Source organism: Psychromonas hadalis ATCC BAA-638 (assembly GCF_000420245.1).
Taxonomy (GTDB): domain Bacteria; phylum Pseudomonadota; class Gammaproteobacteria; order Enterobacterales; family Psychromonadaceae; genus Psychromonas; species Psychromonas hadalis.
This window is the reverse complement of sequence record NZ_ATUO01000004.1, coordinates 23,166-43,932: the sequence shown is the minus strand read 5'-3', so window position 1 is coordinate 43,932 and position 20,767 is coordinate 23,166. Positions and strand designations below refer to the sequence as shown.

23 protein-coding genes are annotated in these 20,767 nt (G+C 38.3%); 12 read left to right on the top strand and 11 right to left on the bottom strand.

Annotated features, from left to right (window positions below; translation table 11 throughout):
- Complete coding sequence (gene clcA, locus G322_RS0101135; protein WP_022939973.1) at window positions 1–1,419, bottom strand: H(+)/Cl(-) exchange transporter ClcA; 1,419 nt, start codon at window positions 1,417–1,419, stop codon at window positions 1–3.
- Between the two features lie 177 nt (window positions 1,420–1,596).
- On the opposite strand from clcA, the gene hemL reads away from it, so the two are divergent.
- Both hemL and G322_RS22090 read left to right on the top strand, forming a co-directional pair.
- Entirely contained in the window at window positions 1,597–2,874 is a 1,278-nt protein-coding gene (gene hemL / locus G322_RS0101130; RefSeq protein ID WP_022939972.1) for a glutamate-1-semialdehyde 2,1-aminomutase, read from the top strand.
- 227 nt (window positions 2,875–3,101) lie between these two features.
- Entirely contained in the window at window positions 3,102–4,547 is a 1,446-nt protein-coding gene (locus G322_RS22090; RefSeq protein WP_022939971.1) for a HAMP domain-containing sensor histidine kinase, read from the top strand.
- Here G322_RS22090 and G322_RS0101120 read toward each other — a convergent pair.
- Window positions 4,539–5,657 (bottom strand): response regulator transcription factor, encoded by a 1,119-nt coding sequence (locus tag G322_RS0101120; RefSeq protein ID WP_022939970.1) that lies wholly within the window; start codon window positions 5,655–5,657, stop codon window positions 4,539–4,541. The genes G322_RS22090 and G322_RS0101120 overlap by 9 nt on opposite strands.
- Before the next feature lie 119 nt (window positions 5,658–5,776).
- Here G322_RS0101120 and degS point away from each other — a divergent pair, with 119 nt between their 5' ends.
- The gene (degS, locus tag G322_RS0101115) at window positions 5,777–6,838 is read left to right on the top strand and encodes an outer membrane-stress sensor serine endopeptidase DegS (RefSeq protein WP_022939969.1); all 1,062 of its coding nucleotides are present in this window, start codon (window positions 5,777–5,779) and stop codon (window positions 6,836–6,838) included.
- A 46-nt stretch (window positions 6,839–6,884) separates the two neighbouring features.
- Here degS and murA read toward each other — a convergent pair whose 3' ends face one another.
- The 7 genes from murA to G322_RS0101080 all read right to left on the bottom strand — a co-directional run bounded on the left by murA (window position 6,885) and on the right by G322_RS0101080 (window position 11,556).
- On the bottom strand, window positions 6,885–8,144 hold the full coding sequence (gene murA, locus G322_RS0101110; protein WP_022939968.1) for a UDP-N-acetylglucosamine 1-carboxyvinyltransferase: 1,260 nt from the start codon (window positions 8,142–8,144) through the stop codon (window positions 6,885–6,887).
- 19 nt (window positions 8,145–8,163) lie between these two features.
- Complete coding sequence (locus G322_RS0101105) at window positions 8,164–8,412, bottom strand: BolA family protein (protein WP_022939967.1); 249 nt, start codon at window positions 8,410–8,412, stop codon at window positions 8,164–8,166.
- A gap of 8 nt (window positions 8,413–8,420) precedes the next feature.
- A complete protein-coding gene (locus tag G322_RS0101100; protein WP_022939966.1) occupies window positions 8,421–8,699 on the bottom strand; it encodes an STAS domain-containing protein in 279 nt (92 codons plus the stop codon).
- Window positions 8,699–9,307 carry an MlaC/ttg2D family ABC transporter substrate-binding protein gene (locus tag G322_RS0101095; protein ID WP_022939965.1) on the bottom strand — a complete coding sequence of 203 codons (609 nt, stop codon included), beginning with the start codon at window positions 9,305–9,307 and terminating at the stop codon, window positions 8,699–8,701. The genes G322_RS0101100 and G322_RS0101095 overlap by 1 nt, the downstream gene beginning before the upstream one ends.
- On the bottom strand, window positions 9,307–9,777 hold the full coding sequence (gene mlaD, locus G322_RS0101090; protein ID WP_022939964.1) for an outer membrane lipid asymmetry maintenance protein MlaD: 471 nt from the start codon (window positions 9,775–9,777) through the stop codon (window positions 9,307–9,309). Before mlaD ends, G322_RS0101095 begins: the two co-directional genes overlap by 1 nt.
- 193 nt (window positions 9,778–9,970) lie before the next feature.
- On the bottom strand, window positions 9,971–10,750 hold the full coding sequence (mlaE, locus tag G322_RS0101085) for a lipid asymmetry maintenance ABC transporter permease subunit MlaE (protein WP_022939963.1): 780 nt from the start codon (window positions 10,748–10,750) through the stop codon (window positions 9,971–9,973).
- Window positions 10,747–11,556: an ATP-binding cassette domain-containing protein gene (locus tag G322_RS0101080; protein ID WP_022939962.1), complete on the bottom strand. Its 810-nt coding sequence runs from the start codon at window positions 11,554–11,556 to the stop codon at window positions 10,747–10,749. Before G322_RS0101080 ends, mlaE begins: the two co-directional genes overlap by 4 nt.
- Window positions 11,557–11,753: 197 nt before the next feature.
- Here G322_RS0101080 and kdsC point away from each other — a divergent pair, with 197 nt between their 5' ends.
- From kdsC to mgtE, 9 genes are all read left to right on the top strand, one after another.
- The gene (gene kdsC, locus G322_RS0101075) at window positions 11,754–12,302 is read left to right on the top strand and encodes a 3-deoxy-manno-octulosonate-8-phosphatase KdsC (RefSeq protein WP_022939961.1); all 549 of its coding nucleotides are present in this window, start codon (window positions 11,754–11,756) and stop codon (window positions 12,300–12,302) included.
- Window positions 12,303–12,866: an LPS export ABC transporter periplasmic protein LptC gene (gene lptC / locus G322_RS0101070; protein ID WP_022939960.1), complete on the top strand. Its 564-nt coding sequence runs from the start codon at window positions 12,303–12,305 to the stop codon at window positions 12,864–12,866.
- The gene (lptA, locus tag G322_RS0101065; RefSeq protein ID WP_022939959.1) at window positions 12,853–13,407 is read left to right on the top strand and encodes a lipopolysaccharide transport periplasmic protein LptA; all 555 of its coding nucleotides are present in this window, start codon (window positions 12,853–12,855) and stop codon (window positions 13,405–13,407) included. The genes lptC and lptA overlap by 14 nt, the downstream gene beginning before the upstream one ends.
- A complete protein-coding gene (gene lptB, locus G322_RS0101060) occupies window positions 13,407–14,132 on the top strand; it encodes an LPS export ABC transporter ATP-binding protein (protein WP_022939958.1) in 726 nt (241 codons plus the stop codon). The genes lptA and lptB overlap by 1 nt, the downstream gene beginning before the upstream one ends.
- A gap of 42 nt (window positions 14,133–14,174) precedes the next feature.
- A complete protein-coding gene (locus G322_RS0101055; RefSeq protein ID WP_022939957.1) occupies window positions 14,175–15,620 on the top strand; it encodes an RNA polymerase factor sigma-54 in 1,446 nt (481 codons plus the stop codon).
- Window positions 15,621–15,724: 104 nt separating this feature from the next.
- Window positions 15,725–16,171, top strand: coding sequence for a PTS IIA-like nitrogen regulatory protein PtsN (gene ptsN / locus G322_RS0101050; protein WP_028866332.1), 447 nt, complete (start codon window positions 15,725–15,727; stop codon window positions 16,169–16,171).
- Window positions 16,172–16,186: 15 nt separating this feature from the next.
- Window positions 16,187–17,032, top strand: a complete 846-nt coding sequence (gene rapZ / locus G322_RS0101045) for an RNase adapter RapZ (RefSeq protein WP_022939955.1) — start codon at window positions 16,187–16,189, stop codon at window positions 17,030–17,032.
- A 117-nt stretch (window positions 17,033–17,149) separates the two neighbouring features.
- Entirely contained in the window at window positions 17,150–17,425 is a 276-nt protein-coding gene (locus tag G322_RS0101040; protein ID WP_022939954.1) for an HPr family phosphocarrier protein, read from the top strand.
- A 15-nt stretch (window positions 17,426–17,440) separates the two neighbouring features.
- Window positions 17,441–18,802 carry a magnesium transporter gene (gene mgtE / locus G322_RS0101035; RefSeq protein ID WP_022939953.1) on the top strand — a complete coding sequence of 454 codons (1,362 nt, stop codon included), beginning with the start codon at window positions 17,441–17,443 and terminating at the stop codon, window positions 18,800–18,802.
- A 36-nt stretch (window positions 18,803–18,838) separates the two neighbouring features.
- On the opposite strand, the gene G322_RS0101030 is transcribed toward mgtE, so the two are convergent.
- Window positions 18,839–19,204, bottom strand: a complete 366-nt coding sequence (locus G322_RS0101030) for a YacL family protein (RefSeq protein ID WP_022939952.1) — start codon at window positions 19,202–19,204, stop codon at window positions 18,839–18,841.
- Between the two features lie 120 nt (window positions 19,205–19,324).
- A complete protein-coding gene (locus G322_RS0101025) occupies window positions 19,325–20,158 on the bottom strand; it encodes a winged helix-turn-helix domain-containing protein (protein WP_022939951.1) in 834 nt (277 codons plus the stop codon).
- Window positions 20,159–20,767 lie beyond the last annotated feature (609 nt).

Below are 20,767 nucleotides of genomic sequence, written 5' to 3'. Positions count from 1 at the left end.
CTACTCCTTAGGCTCAGTGGGTGCAATACGAGACATCGCTTTACGTGTTGTTTCTTCCCGCTTACGGCGCATAGAAAGTTTCATAGTGCGCTCTAAAAGTTGTGTATAAATAGGACGACCACCTAATGATTGTGCCACCATCGTAGCGCCCAAACAAGTTACAATCAGAGGTAAAATCATCTCATAATTACTGGTCATCTCAATCACTAATAATATCCCTGTTATTGGTGCACGTACCGTGGCTGCAAATAGCCCGCCCATACCTGCAATGGCAAATGTGCCAGCATCACTCACGATATCAGGAAACAGTTGCTGCGCGGCTAACCCAAACAACATGCCAAACAGTGTACCGAGCGCGAGTGTAGGCGCAAAAACGCCACCCGGCGCCCCCGATCCAAAACTAAGCAGGGTGGTAATGGTACGAAACAGGAACAGCATCAGTAATCCGCCCATCAAATAATGCCCCCCTTCCACATCGGGAATAAGCTCAATACCACTAAATGCGATATCGGGTTCAACAATTGATAATGCTCCAAAAACAGCACCAAGAAAAAGCCCAATAGTCACAAAACGCCAACGTTGATTTTTATGAATAAACAGGTACATATCTTGAGTGGCAAGGATCATTTTATTAAAAAGTACACCAATCACTCCAAAACAAAATCCTAACACAAGGTATAACCACAAAGACATCAGATCTGGGTGAGAGTATTGTGTCACCGTGACAACCGCATTTTGATCGGTAATTAAGCGCATCACAATGGTTGCCATTACCGCACTCAGAAAGACACTTTTAGTGGAGGTTAAGCTGTAATTAAATTGTGATCGCATCTCTTCAATGACAAACATGATGCCCGCCAAAGGGGCATTAAAGGCAGCGGCAAGCCCTCCTGCAGCACCAGCGGCAAGCAATGCCTGAGCATCAATTTTATTTACTTTAAAGAGATCAGAAATCATACGACCTAGGTTGGCACCCATTTGCACTGAGGGCCCCTCTCGCCCGAGAGCCATGCCACTGCCTAATGCCAACAAACCACCAAAAAACTTAACTGGGATCACGCGTTTCCAACGCACGGGTCGCATCCCTTCCATTGCACCTTCAATTTCAGGAATACCACTGCCTCCTGCTTCTGGTGCAAAACGATGCGTAATGTAAAAAGCAAGACCTGCCATCAATGATGAAATAGGAATTGCCACTAACCAAAGTGGAATATCGGAACCACTGTAGGTTTCAATAAATAACAGTCGTAATTCGCCTATCCAGATAATACCGTGATCAAAGAGTGCAGACATTGCTCCCGCTAATACACCGATAAAGACGGATAACCAAATAAGCAACGCACTGCTTTTTCGGGTAAAGAACCGATCCACAAAACGACGCAGATTATTGATAAGAAAGGATGAAGCTTTTTTTGCCATAGGAATGGAAGCAACTCTAAAAAGAAGATGAATGAAAGTATTATATAAAATAAACAGTGAATAGAAACTTGATATAGTTCAAATAAATCACTGAATATAAAAATAATTGCTATTTTTATCAATACAGAGAACCTGCTATTATTATGTTTTCTAAAAAACAACTAAAATAGGCATAATATGAGCAATTCAGAGACTCTTTTCCAACGTGCACAAAATATCATACCTGGTGGTGTCAACTCCCCTGTTCGTGCTTTTAATGGTGTGGGCGGAAGTCCTCTCTTCATTGAACGTGCACAAGGCGCTTATATTTTTGATGCCGATAAAAAACAGTATATTGATTATGTAGGTTCGTGGGGGCCCATGATTTTAGGCCATAATCACCCAGCAATAAAAAAAGCAGTCATAGAAGCGGCTGAAAATGGATTAAGTTTTGGTGCCCCCACTGAACTTGAAATTATCATGGCAGAAAAAGTAAGAAGCTTCGTCCCGTCGATGGAACAACTTCGTATGGTAAGCTCCGGCACAGAAGCAACCATGAGTGCAATTCGCCTTGCACGTGGTTATACCCATCGCGATAAAATATTGAAGTTTGAAGGTTGCTACCATGGCCATGCCGATTCTCTATTAGTAAAAGCGGGATCAGGTGCACTCACATTAGGCCAACCAAGCTCTCCGGGTATTCCAGCAGATTTTGCAAAACACACGTTGACCGCTGATTATAATGATTTAAATTCAGTTGAAGCATTATTTTCAGAGTATCCAGAACAAATTTCTTGCATCATTGTTGAGCCCGTTGCCGGCAATATGAACTGTATTCCACCCGCGGCAGGTTTCTTGCAAGGACTACGTGACATTTGTGATAAACACGGTGCGCTACTTATTTTAGATGAAGTCATGACCGGCTTTCGTGTTGCACTCGGTGGCGCACAAGCACATTACGGTATTACGCCCGATTTAACCACATTAGGAAAAGTAATTGGTGGCGGTATGCCAGTGGGTGCGTTTGGTGGTAAAAAAGAGATAATGCAACACATTGCACCAACAGGCCCAGTTTATCAAGCGGGCACACTTTCTGGCAATCCAATCGCAATGGCGGCTGGGCTTGCCGCTTTAAACGCATTAGACACGCCTGAATACAAACAACTGGCACAGAAAACAGAAAAGCTAGCTCTGGGTTTACAACGTGTCGCGAAAGAGGTTGGTGTACCACTCGTGGTAAACTACGTAGGAGGAATGTTTGGTTTCTTCTTCACAGAGGCAAAACAGGTCACTAACTTTAGCGACGTCTGTGAGTGTGATATTGATAAATTCAAGAAATTCTTTCACTTGATGCTCGCAGAGGGGATTTACCTTGCCCCTTCCGCTTTTGAAGCAGGATTTTTATCCTTAGCACACACTGATAAAGATATTGAAGACTCCCTACAAGCGGCTAAGCGCGCTTTTGCAAAACTGTAATGGTGAAATAATAAGTAACATTAGCTTATAAACAATACCTTCGCCAAAATGGAAACTAACCCATTTTGGCGAACTTTTTACTTGTAAGTGTTTGATTTGTACTGGTGTGAAACTCCATTTTAAACTTAAATCAAAATTGGCAAAGGTATTGTATAAATCATCGATATTTTTTTGTCAAAATCAATATTCATTCTTATACTTTAGCGAATCTTCTCTGAGAGTATAAAATGAATATTGATAATTTTTCAATTAAGACAAAAGTATTTTTAATCACTTTTTGTATTTTAACTTTTATTTCACTTACCTACTTCTTTGTTTTTTCCCGCCTTTTTATGCAAGTGAAGAATGATGTTTTTAATGATTACAAAGCGCTTATTCAGATCGAACATCAAATAAATTACCTAAATCAACATCACACACACAGAATTGAAAGTGAGTTTAATGCACTTTTACAACTCACAAACCATTATCAGAAACTAGTGATTAATAATGATGATTTAGAAGATGAAAGAGCTGAATTTGATGTCGCGAATAACATCGTAAAATTCAGCGTGCAATATGTAAAAACGAGTAAAAAATCAAACAATAATCTCAGTAATACGGAAAAAAAACGGTTAAAAAACAAAGTTGAGCGCTTCAAACTACAATTAGCTAATTCAATCAATAACGCTTTTGATATTATCGAACAGAAAGCAGATGAAAACTTGCATAAGTTATTTTATTTCGAGGTACTAAGCACTGTTATTTTCTTCGTCGTTACTCTATTTTTGGTCATGTACGGTATCAATTTAATCATTAAACCCCTTGTCTTATTACGTGCAAAAATAGAAATATTCCAAGGAAAAGTGATACAAAATGAAATTAAAGGCGATGAAGTAAAGTTATTAGTGAAGTCTTTTTTAGAGATGCGCACAGAGATAGAAGATAAACAAAAGCAATTAAATACCGCACTACAACAAGCCAAACAAGCCAATATCGCAAAGTCCGCCTTCTTAGCGAATATATCCCATGAATTAAGAACCCCCATGTTAGGTATTTTAGGTTTCGCAGAACTTGGTATAAAAAAATTCGAGAGTGCAGACAAAGATAAATTATACAAATATTTCGATCGAATTTATATCAGTGGTTCACGCCTATTATTGCTACTGAATAATTTACTGGACCTCTCTAAGTTAGAAGCGGACAAGATGGAGTTTGATTTTCATCGCTACCCTATTGATAAAGTGCTAGAAGATGTTTTAATTGAGCTAAGTAGCCTTATCAGTAGTGCCTCAGTTGACATAAAGAAGGAGTATATTGGTCGCCATTTTGAAGCTGACATTGATAAAACCCAGATCCATCAGCTTATCTACAATCTACTTTCTAATGCGATTAAATACTCCCCTAAAGGAGGAATAATTACCATTAATTTAATGGAAGAGAGTAACAATACCGTTAAAATGATGATTTCTGATCAAGGGATTGGCATTCCCGAAGATGAATGCCAATCTATTTTCACAAAATTTACCCAATCAAGTAAAACCTGCAGTGCGGCAGGAGGGACAGGCTTAGGACTTTCAATATGCAAGGAAATTTGTAAAGCACACCATGCATCGATATGGGCAGGAAATATTGCGACTCCCGCACATGGTGCATACTTTGCTTTTGTACTACCTAAAAGCCAACTAACTTAGCGAGTTGATAGTATCGTCAAAGAAACGTTCAATCACCTTCTGCTCATCAAAAAGGTCGGTTAATTGATTGGTGCTTTTCTCTATTAGCGTGACTAAGTGTTGTTCTTGATCTTCATCTAAACCAAGTGAAATAAGATCTCTCTCTAACTGATGGAGCAAATTCTGACTAATATACATTGCTTGGATTTTTTGTTTTTGTAGTGTTTCTTGTACGGTGACTATACCCTGCTTGGTCTTTGTTAAAAGCGCTTTATTATGCAAAATATGTTGCGCTACTTTTTGCTCTTTCAAAATAGCGATCACGCTTGCATCCACACCCTCCATTAAAATACACAGATGATCCAAATAACGTCCTCTTAAATCATCCTCAGGATCTTCCTTCGGCATATTTTTAATTAACAACGAAGCATTACTAAAATTAAAAATACTGCGTTGATTATAATGAAAAATACGCCCTTTGCTTTTAGCTAACTCTAGCAGTTCCGCTTCAACGGGCTTATAATTACCACTACAGCCAAATGTTTGTATACGCTCACCATCACCATTAAACTGTATTGTGCTTTTAAGTTCAAGTTGCGCTAAGGTTTCAAAAACAAGGGTGGCTAATGATTGAAGGTCATGACAAGAAAAAGTTTGTCGTAAAAAATTGACTAATAAACCGATCTCACCACTACTAGTGATCACCATCATAGTAAGATCAGTCGCACTTTGAATCTCTGTGTTTAGCTCATCTTGCTTATGAATAAAACTCACCATACTTTGCACTTTCGCAACGAGCTCCTGACTATTAAACGGCTTAACAAGGTAATCGTCACCACCCGCTTCATAACCCATCAATCTATCTTCTAGTGCACCACGCGCAGAAACAAAAATAATGGGTAACGTTAAGCTCGAATCTTGTTTGATGGTTTTGCATACCTCATAGCCATCCATACCCGCCATCGCCACATCTAACAATAAAATATCAGGGTTATTATTTTCTAAAAAAGTAAGACATTCCACCCCTGATGCAACACAATCAACAACATAGTCATCTTCTAAAATTTCTTGCATCAATTCAAGATTTAATGGTTCGTCATCGACAATTAATAGCTGTATTTTCTCAGACATCTGCTTCTCCTTTAAAAATTAATAGCACAATGATGAGTGTATACCAGTTTAAAAAAACAGGGTTAAAATGGATACCTTAATATATACTGTTTTTTCTCTTTATTAATTGGCACTCGGCTATGAATTTCAAAACACGATTTTTCTATTTCTTTAAGCCTATTTTCTGGGGACTTATCATCGCATTGGTTGTTTTGTATGGTACAAAATTGGTTAATAATATCGATAATTTATTTAACAATAAACCAGTGGCAAGTTATAGCGAAGCGATAAAAAAAGCATCTCCTGCAGTCGTGAATATCTACTCGCAACAATATGTAGACTCTAGCATTGATAATAAACAACATTTACAACCAACAGGACTTGGCTCAGGCATTATTATTGATAAAAAAGGCTATATCCTGACTAACTTTCATGTGGTTGCACAGGCCGACCAAATACTGATTGCACTACAAGATGGGCGTTTATTCAGTGCCAGTGTTGTGGGTAGTGATGTTATTAGTGACTTAGCGCTATTACAAATTGAGGGCAATAATCTACCTGTTATCCCACAAAATGCTGATTATATCCCACAGGTAGGAGATATCGTATTTGCTATCGGTAACCCTTACAACATAGGGCAAACAATTACTCAGGGAATAATTAGTGCGACAGGGCGCTCAGGTATGAGTAACTTAGGCAGACAGGATTTTTTACAAACGGATGCGGCCATCAATGAAGGAAACTCAGGTGGCGCACTGATTAATAGCCGAGGAGAGCTTGTAGGCATCAATACTTCGGAGTTTTACGCAACGTCAAAAAACATTAGCAGTGGCATCAGTTTTGCCATTCCTTATCAGTTATCACAGCGTATCATGCACAGTCTTATCAAAGATGGCCGTGTTATTCGAGGTTCTTTAGGACTAGTAGCAGAAAACTTAGATCCACTGTTTGCCCGTTTATGGGGCCTAAAAGCACAAAACAGTATTATCATTAAAGCGATTAATAAAGGTGGGCCCGCATTTAATGCAGGTGTCGAAGTGAATGATATTTTGCTAAAAATCAATGAAAATAAAGTTGAAAACTTAATCATGGCGATGGATGAGGTAGCAGAGATAAAACCCGGTACGACAATAACATTAACACTGTTAAGAAAAGGGAAAGAGATTCAACTCACGGTTATTATAGGTGAATTGAAAATTTAAAATAAAAAAAGGAAGCAAACGCTTCCCTTTTTTTAGTAGAAAAAGCTTACTCTTCGAGTCGCTTCATGACCGCGCCCAGTGGAATAAGCTTATCTTCAATCGCTTCATAACCACGATCAATATGATAAATCTCATCAACAATGGTTTCACCTTGTGCTATAAGACCCGCAATCACTAAACTTGCTGAGGCACGTAAATCCGTTGCCATCACTTTAGCACCACTTAATTGGTCGTGATCACCACAGATAGCAAGATTACCCTCAAGTTCAATATTTGCGCCCATGCGTTGTAGTTCAGGCACATGCATAAAACGATTTTCAAAGATATTTTCTTTAATCCGGCCAGTACCTGGTGCAACGGTATTTAATACTGTAAATTGCGCTTGCATATCCGTAGGAAAAGCAGGGAAAGGTGCGGTAGTGATATTCACTGACTTAAGTTCTCTACCGTGCATATCAGCTTCAATCCAATCCTCACCAGTTGTAATTAATGCACCCGCCTCTTCTAATTTAGCAAGTACAGCCATCAATAGCTTAGGGTCTGTTTTTACACATTTCACTTTACCACCACTCACGACACCAGCCACAAGAAAAGTACCTGTTTCAATTCGATCCGGTTGAATTTCATACTGACAATCACCTAACGCTTCAACACCTTCAATGGTGATGGTATCAGTACCTGCACCGCTAATTTTTCCACCCATGCCATTGATAAAATGAGCAAGATCAACAATTTCAGGCTCTTTAGCAGCGTTTTCAATTGTGGTTACGCCCTCAGCAAGTGAGGCTGCCATCATTAAGTTTCCTGTCCCTGTTACGCTGACCATGTCCATGTACAGATGACAACCTTTTAAGCGACCATCTACACGCGCCTTAATAAAGCCATCTTCCACTTTAATGGTTGCGCCCATCTGCTCTAAACCATGAATATGTAGATTAATAGGCCGTGCACCAATCGCACAGCCACCCGGCAATGAGATATCTGCTTCACCAAAACGAGCAACCAACGGCCCTAATGATAAAATAGAAGCACGCATACTACGCACTAGCTCATAAGAGGCTGTATAGTTTTTAACAGATGATGCGTTAATATGTACTTTATGGCCATCTTGAGAAGTGCTTGCTCCTAGCTCCTCTAATAGCTCTAATGTAGTAGAGATATCTTTTAGCAGGGGGACATTAGTTAAATTAATATCTCCTTTTGAAAGCAATGTAGCAAAAAGAATTGGCAGTGCCGCATTTTTGGCACCTGAAATAGTTACTTCACCATTTAGCTGGCAACCACCTTGAATTAAAAACTGACCCATCGAACTACCCTTCCACTTACTAAATAAAATGTTTTTGTTTTTGCCACTCATCTGGCGTTAACGCTTTAATCGTTAACGCATGGATAGCATTAGATGCTATCTCTTCTGTTAATGGTGCATAGATTGTTTGTTGTTTTTTCACGCGACTCATTCCATTAAAAAAATCAGCCACTGCGATCACTTGAAAAGTACCGTTTTCACCTTTTACAATGCACTCTTGTAACACTAATGCACTTTCTAACTTTTCTTTTATTATTTCAATATCCATTGAAAACCTCATTCTGTAAAGAGAAAATCAACCCCATATAATGCGGATAAGATAGCTATCTTTTCCGTGCCGTTGATAAACTGTATCGCTGAATAGGTTGCTTTAATTTGTGCCAAATAGGCAATGCCTGCAGAGTCTATATTTTTTACCCCCTGTAAATCAATTGTTTTTATGCTCTGGTAACTTTTTATCCGAGGGAAACAGCGATTGGACAACTCACTTAATAGTAAATTTCCAAATAGTTCTTTGTGTCGCTCTCTGTGTTCAGCCATTGGTTGTCTCACCATTAAAACTCGTTATTTTTCTGCTCTAAAAGTCCGATCACATGATCGACCCCTTTTTTGCGAATAAGTTCACCTAATTCTGATTGCTTGGTATTTAACATACTAATTCCTTCTGCAATCACATCAAATACCTTCCATTGCCCGGTTTTTTTATTCTTACGTAGCTTAAAAACGATTTTAGTTACCTGGCCATTACTGTCGTGAATTCTAACAGCAATAGAGATGATTTTCTTATCCTTAAAATGGTTATTATCTATTATTTCAACCTCTTGATTGTCATATTTAAACAATATATGCCCATAAGCATTCACTAAATAACTTCTAAAAGCATCTACAAAACGTGTGCGTTGCTCCTTGCTAGTCTTTTTAAGATGAGGTCCCATTACTTTATAAGCCGCATATTTATAATCGAAATAGGGGATCAACTCCTGTTCAATAATTACTTTTATAAAACCAGGTTCAACCGCTAAGCGGTCTCTTTCTGCATTAATACGGGTGAATGTATTAATAGAAACGGAGTGAATGACTTGGTTGGGATCGCTCATATCCTTTTCATCTGCAGCAACCTGTACAGATAACAACCCCAAAAGCATACATAATATAAGACGCATTAATCGTCCTTATTTATTGAGTAGATAAATTGACCGATTAGATCTTCTAGAATTAATGCTGACTTAGTATCTTCAATAGTATCGCCATCAGCCAGCATCTCAATATCTTCATCAATAAACCCCGGCGTAATGCCAATATATTGCTCACCTAACAGGCCAGACGTTAATATTGACAAAGAAGATGTTTCTGGATAAACACCTTTATTTTCAAACATCGATAAACGCACCACAGGCATATAACTTTGCAAATCTAAACTTATCTCTTCAACACGCCCTACCACAACACCGCCAAGCTTAACCGGTGCTCTTACTTTTAAACCACCAACATTTGAAAAACTTGCATGAAGCGTGTAACTGCTCCCCTCTCCTTTAAAGGAGAGTCCCGCCACGCTAAAAACAAGTATTGCTAACGCAAGCATTGCGCCAATAACAAATAATCCGACCCATAATTCAATTTTTTTCACAGACATACTCATTCCAATTTTTATCAATTCAGCACCTAATTCAACGTTAGGTGCTTTATACAAAATAGACTGTAAATGCTCAAGGCTAAGCCATTTATGGTTAGTTCAAGGCGAAAAAGCACAGTTTAGTCGTTTAAATGAGCATTTTTCAACGATGAAATAATCTTAAATGGCGACGACCTGAGTCGTTACATCAATGCTAACCGCCAAACATTAACACAGTTAATAAAAAGTCCATTGCCAGTACCAGCAACGAAGCAACAACAACCGTTTTTGTGGTTGAAGAGCTGATCCCTTGCGCCGTGGGTACAACATAATAACCATTATAAAGAGCCACCCAAGTGATCATAAATGCAAAAATAACACTTTTTAATACACCGTTCATCACATCAGGCAAGTAGTCAACACTGCCCTGCATCACTGACCAATATGCACCACCATCAATGCCCATCCAACTAACACCAATCAGGTATCCACCCCAGATAGCAACAACATTAAACAGTAGCGTTAACATCGGTAGCGTAACGATTCCCGCCAATAATCGAGGTGCGAGTACACGCTTATAGGGAGAAACAGCCATCATCTCCATACTCGCTAATTGCTCTGTGCTTTGCATCAAACCAATTTCAGCGGTTAATGCAGAGCCTGCTCGTCCTGCAAACAATAACGCAGCCACCACAGGACCAAGCTCGCGCAACAGAGAGAGTGCAACCATGCTGCCTAAACTTTGTTCGGCGGCATAATCAACTAACACATAATAACCTTGTAAACTGAGTACCATGCCGATAAACAAACCCGCGGTTAAGATAATAGGCAAAGATAAGATGCCTAGTTGGAATACTTGCTGAATAAAAAGAGTGAACAATTTACGGTGTGGTTTACCAAATAGCGTAAACCATAACATTAAACAGGCACGACCAATCGCTTCTACAAACAGTAAACTGCTACGACCAACGCGACTTATATAAGTACTTATCATCGATTAACCTGCTGTAAATCATCTGCAAAATGAGGCGCTTTAAAATGAAAAGGCACAGGACCTTCACTTTTACCCAATAAAAACTGTTGCAGTAGTGCGTTATCTTTTTGTTTGAAAATATCATCAACAGAGCCACTAGCGATAATTTTTTGCTCTGCTAATACATAAACGTTATCCGCAATAGAGAGCACTTCATTAACATCGTGAGAAACAATTATTGAAGTTAGCCCTAATGTAGTATTTAATTGTTTGACCAGTTTTAATAACACATTCATCGAGATTGGGTCTTGCCCCGTGAAAGGTTCATCGTACATGATTAATTCGGGATCAAGTGCAATCGCGCGAGCGAGTGCCACTCTGCGCGCCATTCCCCCAGAAAGCTCAATAGGTTTGAGATCTTTAGCGCCACGTAAACCAACCGCTTCTAGCTTCATTAAGACTAAAGTAGAAAGTAACGCTTCATCCAATTTAAAATGTTCGCGCAGTGGAAATGCTACATTTTCAAAAACAGAAAGCTCATTAAACAGTGCACCACTTTGAAACAACATGCCCATTTTTTGACGCGCTTGATAACGCACTTTTTCACTACAATTGTGAATCGCTTGACCATTAAAGAGTATCTCACCACTATCAACAGGTAGTTGTCCACCAATCAGTTTTAACAGTGTTGTTTTACCTATACCACTTGGCCCTAAAATAGCGGTAATTTTTCCGCGTTCAAACTCAAAATCTAAGTTATCAAACAGTAACCGTTCATTACGAGAAAAAGAGAGATGTTTTATCACTAGATGATTTTCTGTTTTCATTGATTATGATATTCATTTGATAATGTTGATAATAAGAGAGGATGCTAGTCTATGGGATAAAAGTAGAGATTCAAACCTTAAACAGCGTAATTTTACTATTTAAGTGCAAAATCAAGCTAAACAGATAATCATTACTCGCCTTGAACCAACCATTTTGCTATTTTGTTTGTTAGAAAAGTTATTAGGATAAAAACTAAATGATCACAACCCCCTACGGCCTTATTAGCAATGAAAACTATCAGCGCGCTGCCCAGATAAAACTGCTTATTTGTGATGTAGATGGTGTATTTTCCGATGGGCGCATCTATTTAGGCAATCAAGGTGAGGAACTAAAAGCATTTCACACTAAAGACGGCTTTGGCATGAAAGCAATTATGCAAGCAGGGATTGAAATTGCAATTATTACCGGTCGCCAGTCCAATATTGTTGAAAATAGAATGAAAGCGTTGGGTGTTACTCACATTTACCAAGGTATTGAAAACAAATTTAACCTGTACCAATCACTACTAAGTGATCTGAATTTAAACAAACATGACGTCGCTTATATCGGTGATGATGTTGTTGATCTGCCTGTTATTCTGGATTGTGGTTTAGGTATTGCTGTTTTTGATGCACACCCACTGGTATTAAAAGGTGCGGATCTTATTACCACCACAAAAGGTGGCTTTGGCGCAGTACGTGAAGTATGCGACCTTTTCCTACAATGCCATCACAAACTTGAGATGATACAGGGCAAAAGCGAGTAGATGAATAAACGCCAAGCTATCCCTTATATAACACTGCTGATTGTTTTTTTAATCTGGTTATACCTAAAACCACAGGAAAACTTGCCCTCTTTACCAGAGCATCACCCCAGTTATATCGCTTACAATCTTGATAATATCCACTTTGATGAAACAGGTGAGATTGCTCATAAAATTTTTGCTTCTAAAACCACCAATTTCAGTGATAAAGAAACCACTATTTTTGAAGATCCAAAAGTCATTATCTATATAAAAAATGAACAAGATAACAGTATAACAACATGGCAGGTGACCAGTAAAAATGGCTTCCTGTCAGGTAATAATAAGTTAGTATTATCCGATGATGTCTGGGTAAAAAATCTCAGTCTAGATCAGTTAATACAAACGATGCACACAGAAAAACTGACCATTTTATTAGCAGAGAAAGAGATCAGCAGTGACCTTTTTGTGCAGTGGGAAGGACCACAAATGAAACAACAGGGCATTGGTATGTGGGCATCGCTCATTAGTGAAGAGTTAATTATTAAAAAACAGATAAAAGCGGTATATCTAAATGAAACTAAATAAAACAGGTTTAATCCTCGGTACAATGCTCTGTTCACTTTCAGCAGTGGCACTGGAGTCTGATTTCGATCAGCCCATCAATGTAAGCTCTGTCAGTCAACATGCAAAGATGAAAACAAATACCATTGTTTTTAATGAAGATGTATTACTTACCCAAGGCACCATTAAAATAACAGGTGATAAACTCACGGTTATTCGCGGTAAATCAGCAAATCATGAAATCATGATAGCCGAGGGCAAGGTGGCCACCTTCTATCAAACTCAAGATGATGGAAAGCCCTTTGATGCAGAAGCAGACACCATCCATTATGATGTTGCCAATGCTAAAATCACGCTCACAGGTAATGCCCAAGTTAAGCAGCTTGATAGCCAAATTAACGGGGCGAAGATTATCTATTTCCTTAATACCGAAGAGTTAATTGTTGAAAGTGACAAAAATAGTAAAGAGCGCGTAAAAACAGTATTTTTACCCGTGCAGTTTGAAAAAAATAAAGATGAAAAACGCTCAGAAACAAAAAACAAACAACAAACTGAAGAGAAATAATGGCTGAATTAATCGCAACGGGTCTCGTTAAAAGCTACAAAGGTCGAACCGTTGTAAATGGTGTTAACTTAACCGTAAAAACAGGTGAAATTGTTGGTTTGCTAGGCCCCAATGGTGCCGGTAAAACCACCTCTTTTTACATGGTGGTCGGACTGGTGAAGCAGGATGAAGGTACCATCGTTATTGATGATGAAGATATCTCTCACTATCCGATGCACATTCGCGCACAAAAAGGGATTGGCTACCTTCCCCAAGAAGCTTCTATTTTCCGCCGTTTAACGGTGACTGAAAATATTATGGGGATTTTAGAAACACGTAAAGGGCTCACCAAGGCACAACGTGTAGAGAAATTAAATACGCTACTTGAAGAGTTTAACATTACCCATATCCGTGATAATAAAGGCATGAGCCTCTCAGGGGGTGAACGCCGTCGGGTAGAAATTGCACGCGCACTGGCCACCGAACCTAAGTTTATTCTGCTTGATGAACCCTTTGCAGGCGTTGATCCTATTTCCGTTATTGATATTAAAAATATTATTGGTCAATTGCGTGATAGAGGATTAGGTGTTTTAATCACAGATCATAACGTGCGTGAAACATTAGATGTATGTCAACATTCCTATATTGTTAGCCACGGTGAAATTATTGCAATTGGGACACAGGACGAAATATTGGCAAATGATCATGTAAAACGCGTCTATCTTGGTGAAGAATTTACACTATAAGTTATAGTAACTACTCAGCGATACGAGGAATAAACTACTTTGATGAAACAAGGGTTACAATTGAGAATGGGTCAGCAACTTGCGATGACCCCTCAATTACAGCAAGCGATAAAATTATTACAACTCTCAACCCTTGATCTTCAACAAGAGATACAAAATGTGCTTGATGAAAATCCTCTGCTCGAGCAAGAGGATAACAGCTCTCTTGAAGAGGTCGTCGAAGAGCAAGATAGTAGTCTACTTGATACCAGCGAAGCACTCACTCAACAAGAGTTTTCGCAAGAGATTCCCGATGAAAGCAACTGGGAAGAAGCTTATACCCCCCCTCCGACTACCTCTGTTTCATCGGGATCAGCAAGTTATGAGGGTGAAGACACTGTTTACCAAGGTGAATCATCAATCTCACTGCAAGATCATCTTGTTTGGCAGATGCAACTAACCCCCTTTACAGACACAGACCTACTTATTGCCACGGCAATTATTGACTCTATCGATGAGTATGGCTACTTAACCAGTAGCACTGAATCACTTTTAGAGGGGTTAATCAATGAAGTTGAAGAACTTGAACTTGATGAGATAGAAGCCGTTTTAAAACGTATTCAACACTTTGACCCCATTGGCATCGCAGCAAAATCGACACAAGATTGCCTACAGATACAACTTCGTCATCTTGCCAGTGATACCCCTTGGCGTGATGAAGCGATCATGGTACTTGAACACCATATGGATTTGCTAGGCAATCGTGATTACCGAACGCTGGCACGAAAAACAAAATTAAAAGAGCCAGAGCTTGCACAGATAATGCGCCTAATTCAAAGCTTAGAGCCACGCCCAGGTAACCAATTTGAAGATACTCAAGCACAATATATTGTGCCTGACGTCTATGTAAAGAAAATAGCGGGTCAATGGCGAGTATCGCTCAATCCAGATTGTGATCCTAACCTTTCAATTAATCAGCAATATGCAGACCTATGTAAAGGCAATATCAGCAAAACAGATTCACAATTTATCAAGGGTAACCTGCAAGAAGCAAAATGGTTTATCAAAAGTCTTGAAAGCCGTAATGAAACACTATTAAAAGTCTCTAACTGTATCGTACAACAGCAACAAGCTTTTTTTGAGTATGGTGATGAAGCAATGAAGCCGATGGTATTAAATGATGTCGCTTTTGAAGTTGAGATGCATGAATCCACTATCTCACGAGTGACCACACAAAAATTTATGCATACCCCGCGTGGTATCTACGAATTAAAGTTTTTCTTCTCAAGCCATGTAGCAACTGAAAGTGGTGGAGAGTGTTCCTCAACGGCGATTCGCGCACTGATTAAAAAATTGATCAGTACCGAACTAACCACTAAACCGCTCAGCGATAATAAAATCACTCTGTTATTAGAGGAGCAAGGGATTAAAATAGCTCGGCGTACTATTGCTAAATATAGAGAGTCTTTAGCCATTCCCCCTTCCAACCAACGCAAACAACTAATGTAATATTGATTAATATTAACAAAAACAGAAAGAAAATAGATTTCTTAATAGCCATTATTATTTAACCTGATAAAATCGCGCCAATTGTGCCAATAGAAAAAGTTATTATGAAAATTTCAGACCTATTAGATAAAGAATCTGTATTTAGTCAAATTGACTGTAGCAGTAAAAAATGCGCCTTAGAAAAAATAAGTCATATCGCAGCAGAAAAATTAGGCATGGATGCGCAGCAGTTATTTAATGCGCTTATTGCTCGAGAAAAGATAGGCTCAACGGGTGTGGGTCATGGTATTGCTATACCACATGTAAAAATTGATAGCTCATACCCTGCAACAGCTATCTTTATGCAATGTAGCACAGCAATCGATTACGATGCTTATGATGGCAATAAAGTTGATATTTTATTTGCTATCTTTGTGCCTGAAGATCGCTGTAAGCAGTATCTCGTCGCCCTTTCTGAAATTAGTAAAAAATTACTCGATAAGCGTTATTTACGTCAACTCCGAAATGCAAAAGATAACGACAGCTTATACCAATTATTGCAAGTAGATTAATTTAGCGAGAATAAAATGAAGTTAATTATCATTAGTGGCCGTTCTGGCTCAGGAAAAACGATTGCACTGCGGGTGCTTGAAGATCTGGGTTATAACTGTATTGATGGTGTGCCTTTTCAACTGTTAGAGCAACTTCTTGATAGTGTCGATCCAAAAAATAATAAAATAGCGATCACCTTAGATATTCGCAATCTCCCTCATGAAGCATCAGAAATAGAACAATTATTACTAACACTAAAAGCAAAAGTGGCAATGGAGATCCTCTATATTGATGCTATCAGCACCGAGCTTATTCGTCGTTATAGTGAAACCAGACGATTACATCCCCTGTCAAAACAAAAATTATCACTTTCCCAAGCACTTGCTTTAGAAAAAGAGCTACTAAAACCAATTAGAAAAAATGCAGCACTAGAGATAGATACCACCACACTCTCTATTCATAACCTCAATGAGCGCATTAAAATTTATCTGCAGGGTTCTAGTAAAAGTAAGTTATTAATTGTTTTTCAATCTTTTGGTTTTAAATATATCCACCCTGAAGATGCTGATTATATTTTTGATGTGCGCTTTTTGCCTAATCCACATTGGGAAGAGAAACTACAAAAATTCAGTGGCCAAGACCAACCTATTATTGACTATCTTGAATCTTTTCCACTGGTTAAACAAACCGTAAACCAAATTGAGAATCTGTTTCAATCATGGCTTCCACACCTTGAAAATAACAATCGTAATTATGTCACTATTGCCATTGGCTGTACCGGTGGAAAACACCGCTCTGTTTACTTAACTGAACAGATTGCCAGTCGCTTTAAAAATAAATATCAGGTACAAATTGAACACAAGTGCTTACGCTCACAGTAAGGATCGGCTTCAAAATTACTTGCGTTTTTGTTTTCAAAATAACCAGTCATTTCAGGTTTTTTGAAAACAATTTAGCGTAAGTTATTGTGTAACGATTCCTAAAGGTAATAAAAAAAATTGGATATCATTAAACAAACTATTACAATACAAAATAAGCTAGGTTTACATACTCGTGCAACCATCAAACTGGTTGAGTTAGTTAACAATTTTGATGCAACTATTACGATTAAACATCATGATAAACAAGCAGATGCCGATAGTGTATTAGGATTACTGGTATTAGAAACCTGTTACGGGCAAGAGATAGAGATCATCGCAACAGGCACCGAGGCAAAACAAGCCATGTTTGCTGTGACTAAGCTAATAGAAAATAAGTTTTTAGAAGACCAATAATTTAGGAGAAAACCAATGCTGGAAAAAACAGACTTAAAAGATACCCAGCAACAGCTCCAAGAGATCAATAAAGCGCTCGAAAGTGGCATGTTTGTACTTGTCCGAAGTATTTTAGAAAAAATGCATGCCTGTGATGTAGCACTACTGCTCGAATCTTCTCCCCCAGCAAATCGTAAAATCCTCTGGAATCTAACCGATCATGATCAACAAGGTGAGATCCTTGAAGAGTTAAATGAAGATGCAAAAGATGGCATCATCAGCTTGATGGATGCAGCTAATTTAGTTGCAGTCACAGAGGGGATGGATACTGACGATCTTGCTTATATTTTACGTGGTATTCCAAATAGCCTTTATCAAGCAGTGATAGGACAGATGGATGCACAAGACAGGCATCGTGTAGAGCAAGCACTTGCTTATCCAGAAGACACAGCGGGTTCGATGATGAATACCGATACCATCACCTTACGTCCAGATGTTTCTATCGATGTAGTATTACGCTACCTGCGCCTTAAAGGTGAACTACCAGAAGCAACCGATACATTGTATGTGGTCGATTCAAAAGATCACCTGATTGGTGATGTACCACTTTCAACACTATTAACCGTTGATCCGTCCCTCTCTATCGCAGAGGTAATGAATAATCAAACGGGTAGTTTATTAGCAGAAATGCCAGAGCTTGAGATAGCAAAACTGTTTGAACGCCATGATTGGATCTCAGCCCCTGTTGTTGATCACAATAACCACCTACTTGGCCGTATCACGATTGATGATGTGGTTGATATTATTCGTGAAAATGCCGAACATTCTATGATGGGCATGGCGGGTATGGATGACGATGAAGATACCTTTGCCCCTATTTTACCCAGTGCAAAGCGCCGTACAGTGTGGTTATCGATCAACTTAATTGCCGCTTTTATTGCAGCTTCCGTTTCAAATATGTTTGAAGCCACCTTAGAGCAGATGGCAACTTTAGCGGTTTTAATGACCATCGTACCCAGCATGGGTGGCATTGCAGGGAATCAAACCTTAGCACTGGTTATTCGTGGGATCGCGGTTGGCCATATCGGCAATAGTAATACCCGCTGGTTAATTGGTAAAGAAGCTGCCATTGGTGTATTAAATGGCATGGTTTGGGCAATCATAGTGGCTACGGCAGTGGTGTTATGGAAAGGTGATATTGCCGTGGGGTTAATTATTGCAGGCGCAATGTTTATTAATTTATCCATTGCAGGCATTGCAGGTGTTAGCATCCCACTTATTATGCATAAATATAAAATAGACCCAGCCCTTGCAGGTGGTATGGCATTAACAACCATTACCGATGTGGTTGGGCTATTTTCATTTTTAGGGATGGCAACCTTAGTATTACAACGCTAACGTAAAATACAACCATTGCTCTATTATGAATAGCTGTTAGCTTATAAACTCTAACCATGACTCAATTAGGTTTTTAAAGTCCTCTAGGCCACAACATGCTTCTATTTCAGCGTTATAGAAAGATAAGTTGTCATCTAGCTCTTCATCTTCCCTCTCTTCCATTAAACGATGGTTAGTAACTTGTGCTTCTGCATTTGTTAATAATAGATCAAACTCACTGCCTGCTAACTTATACTCTGTTGCTTTTCGATGTTGTAATAATTCAATCTCTATAAGTAAAACCTCAATCCAGTCAATGGATTGCCCCTCCATCTCAAGCCATGTTGCGAATGCTTCATGATCCATCTCTGTTTTGATGGTTGCTTGTCCACTAATAAAATCTTTTCTGAATTCGAATTCCATATTTTATGGTCTCTTAAAATAAAAAAGGCCCTCATGTCACCATGAGAGCCTTTATACCCATATTACTTTAAGATGCTTTTGCATCTCGATATATCATGGATATATAACGAGGAAAGTTTATTAACTATTTACCGCTTTCGCAGCAACAGCAGTGCCTAATACATCTGTTGGCACAAGCTCATAAGCAGCTTGTGGTTTTAAAACAACATTTGATTTAGTAGCAACCATTAACATCTGTTTTAAACGGCTAGACTCGAAAGGTTTCAATAACAGACCTTGTACATCTAATAAGCTATTTAAACCAAGTAGTTCACGTTGTACATCAAAGTGTGAACTTAATAGGCAGATATCAGCAGCCGCTGATGTTTGACCAGTACGAATATTTCTAATGAACTCAATACCAGAATTATCAGATAACAATGTATCAACAATCACTAAATCAAAGTCTTGTAGTGCAACACTACGCTCAGCTTCAATGGTTGTAGCAACACCTTCTACATAAGCAACATCTAACCCTTCTAGCAATTCAATCAATTGAATACGATCAGCTGCTTGACCTTCAACGACAAGTACTTTCATCGCTGTAATGACATTTGTTGAGTTTTCACCTTGTGTCATCGGTGCAATATTATTTTCAGAGATACCAACACCTTCCATACGCGCAATGTAACCACGTTTGGGAATAGTAGAGATATTTAAACCGTGTAGGCTTAAAGTACCAATACTTTTACGTAATTGAGAGATATGTTGATTAATCGTATGATCCGTCACTAAACGACCCCATACATGTTGAGCAAGATCTTCACGTGTTACTACTGTATTTACATTTTTACATAAAAAATGCAGTAGTGATGTACGTAAAGGACCTAAGTAAACCTTACGGCTTCCGTGAATTAAACTGTTTTGACTTGTATCAATGTGGTATTCACCCACAACTAAGCTTTTTTCTAACATAATAGCACCCACTTATAATTATTTAATATAGAAAATACCAATAGATAATGTTTCTATTTTGTAAACGTCTCATCGATATCTATTAGTATTCGTTAAATTGCTTATTTCGGACTGTTTAGACAGTCTCTGTTTTTTGTCATCTTTAAGATAATATCAATTTTTGGTGAAAAAACAAGCTAATTTGAGCGTTTTCACACTTTTGTCATATTGGTTTGATCTAGATTGTTATTTATCAAACAGTTAGATTTGACATAGTTATATCAAAAATTACTAAAGTGTGGTTTTTAAGCACAAAAAAGCTTATTTACTGGCAATAACAAATAGTGTTTTTGTCAAATATAACAAACTAAATTAGACTTATATAAAATGTAAAATATTAACCTTCTTTACATTACTGTTACTGAATTAGCCTTGTCAGTGTCACTTAGGATTTTTAAATAACAGTAAGTTTCCACCGCTATTATATCTAATGTTTTGGAATACTTCATAACTAAATATTGCCGTTATAGGGTAATAGGTATCCAAAGGGTTTAAGCAGTTATGTTATGTAATATAATATAATATAATATAATATAAATCATTACATATAGTTAAACCTTACCAATCGCA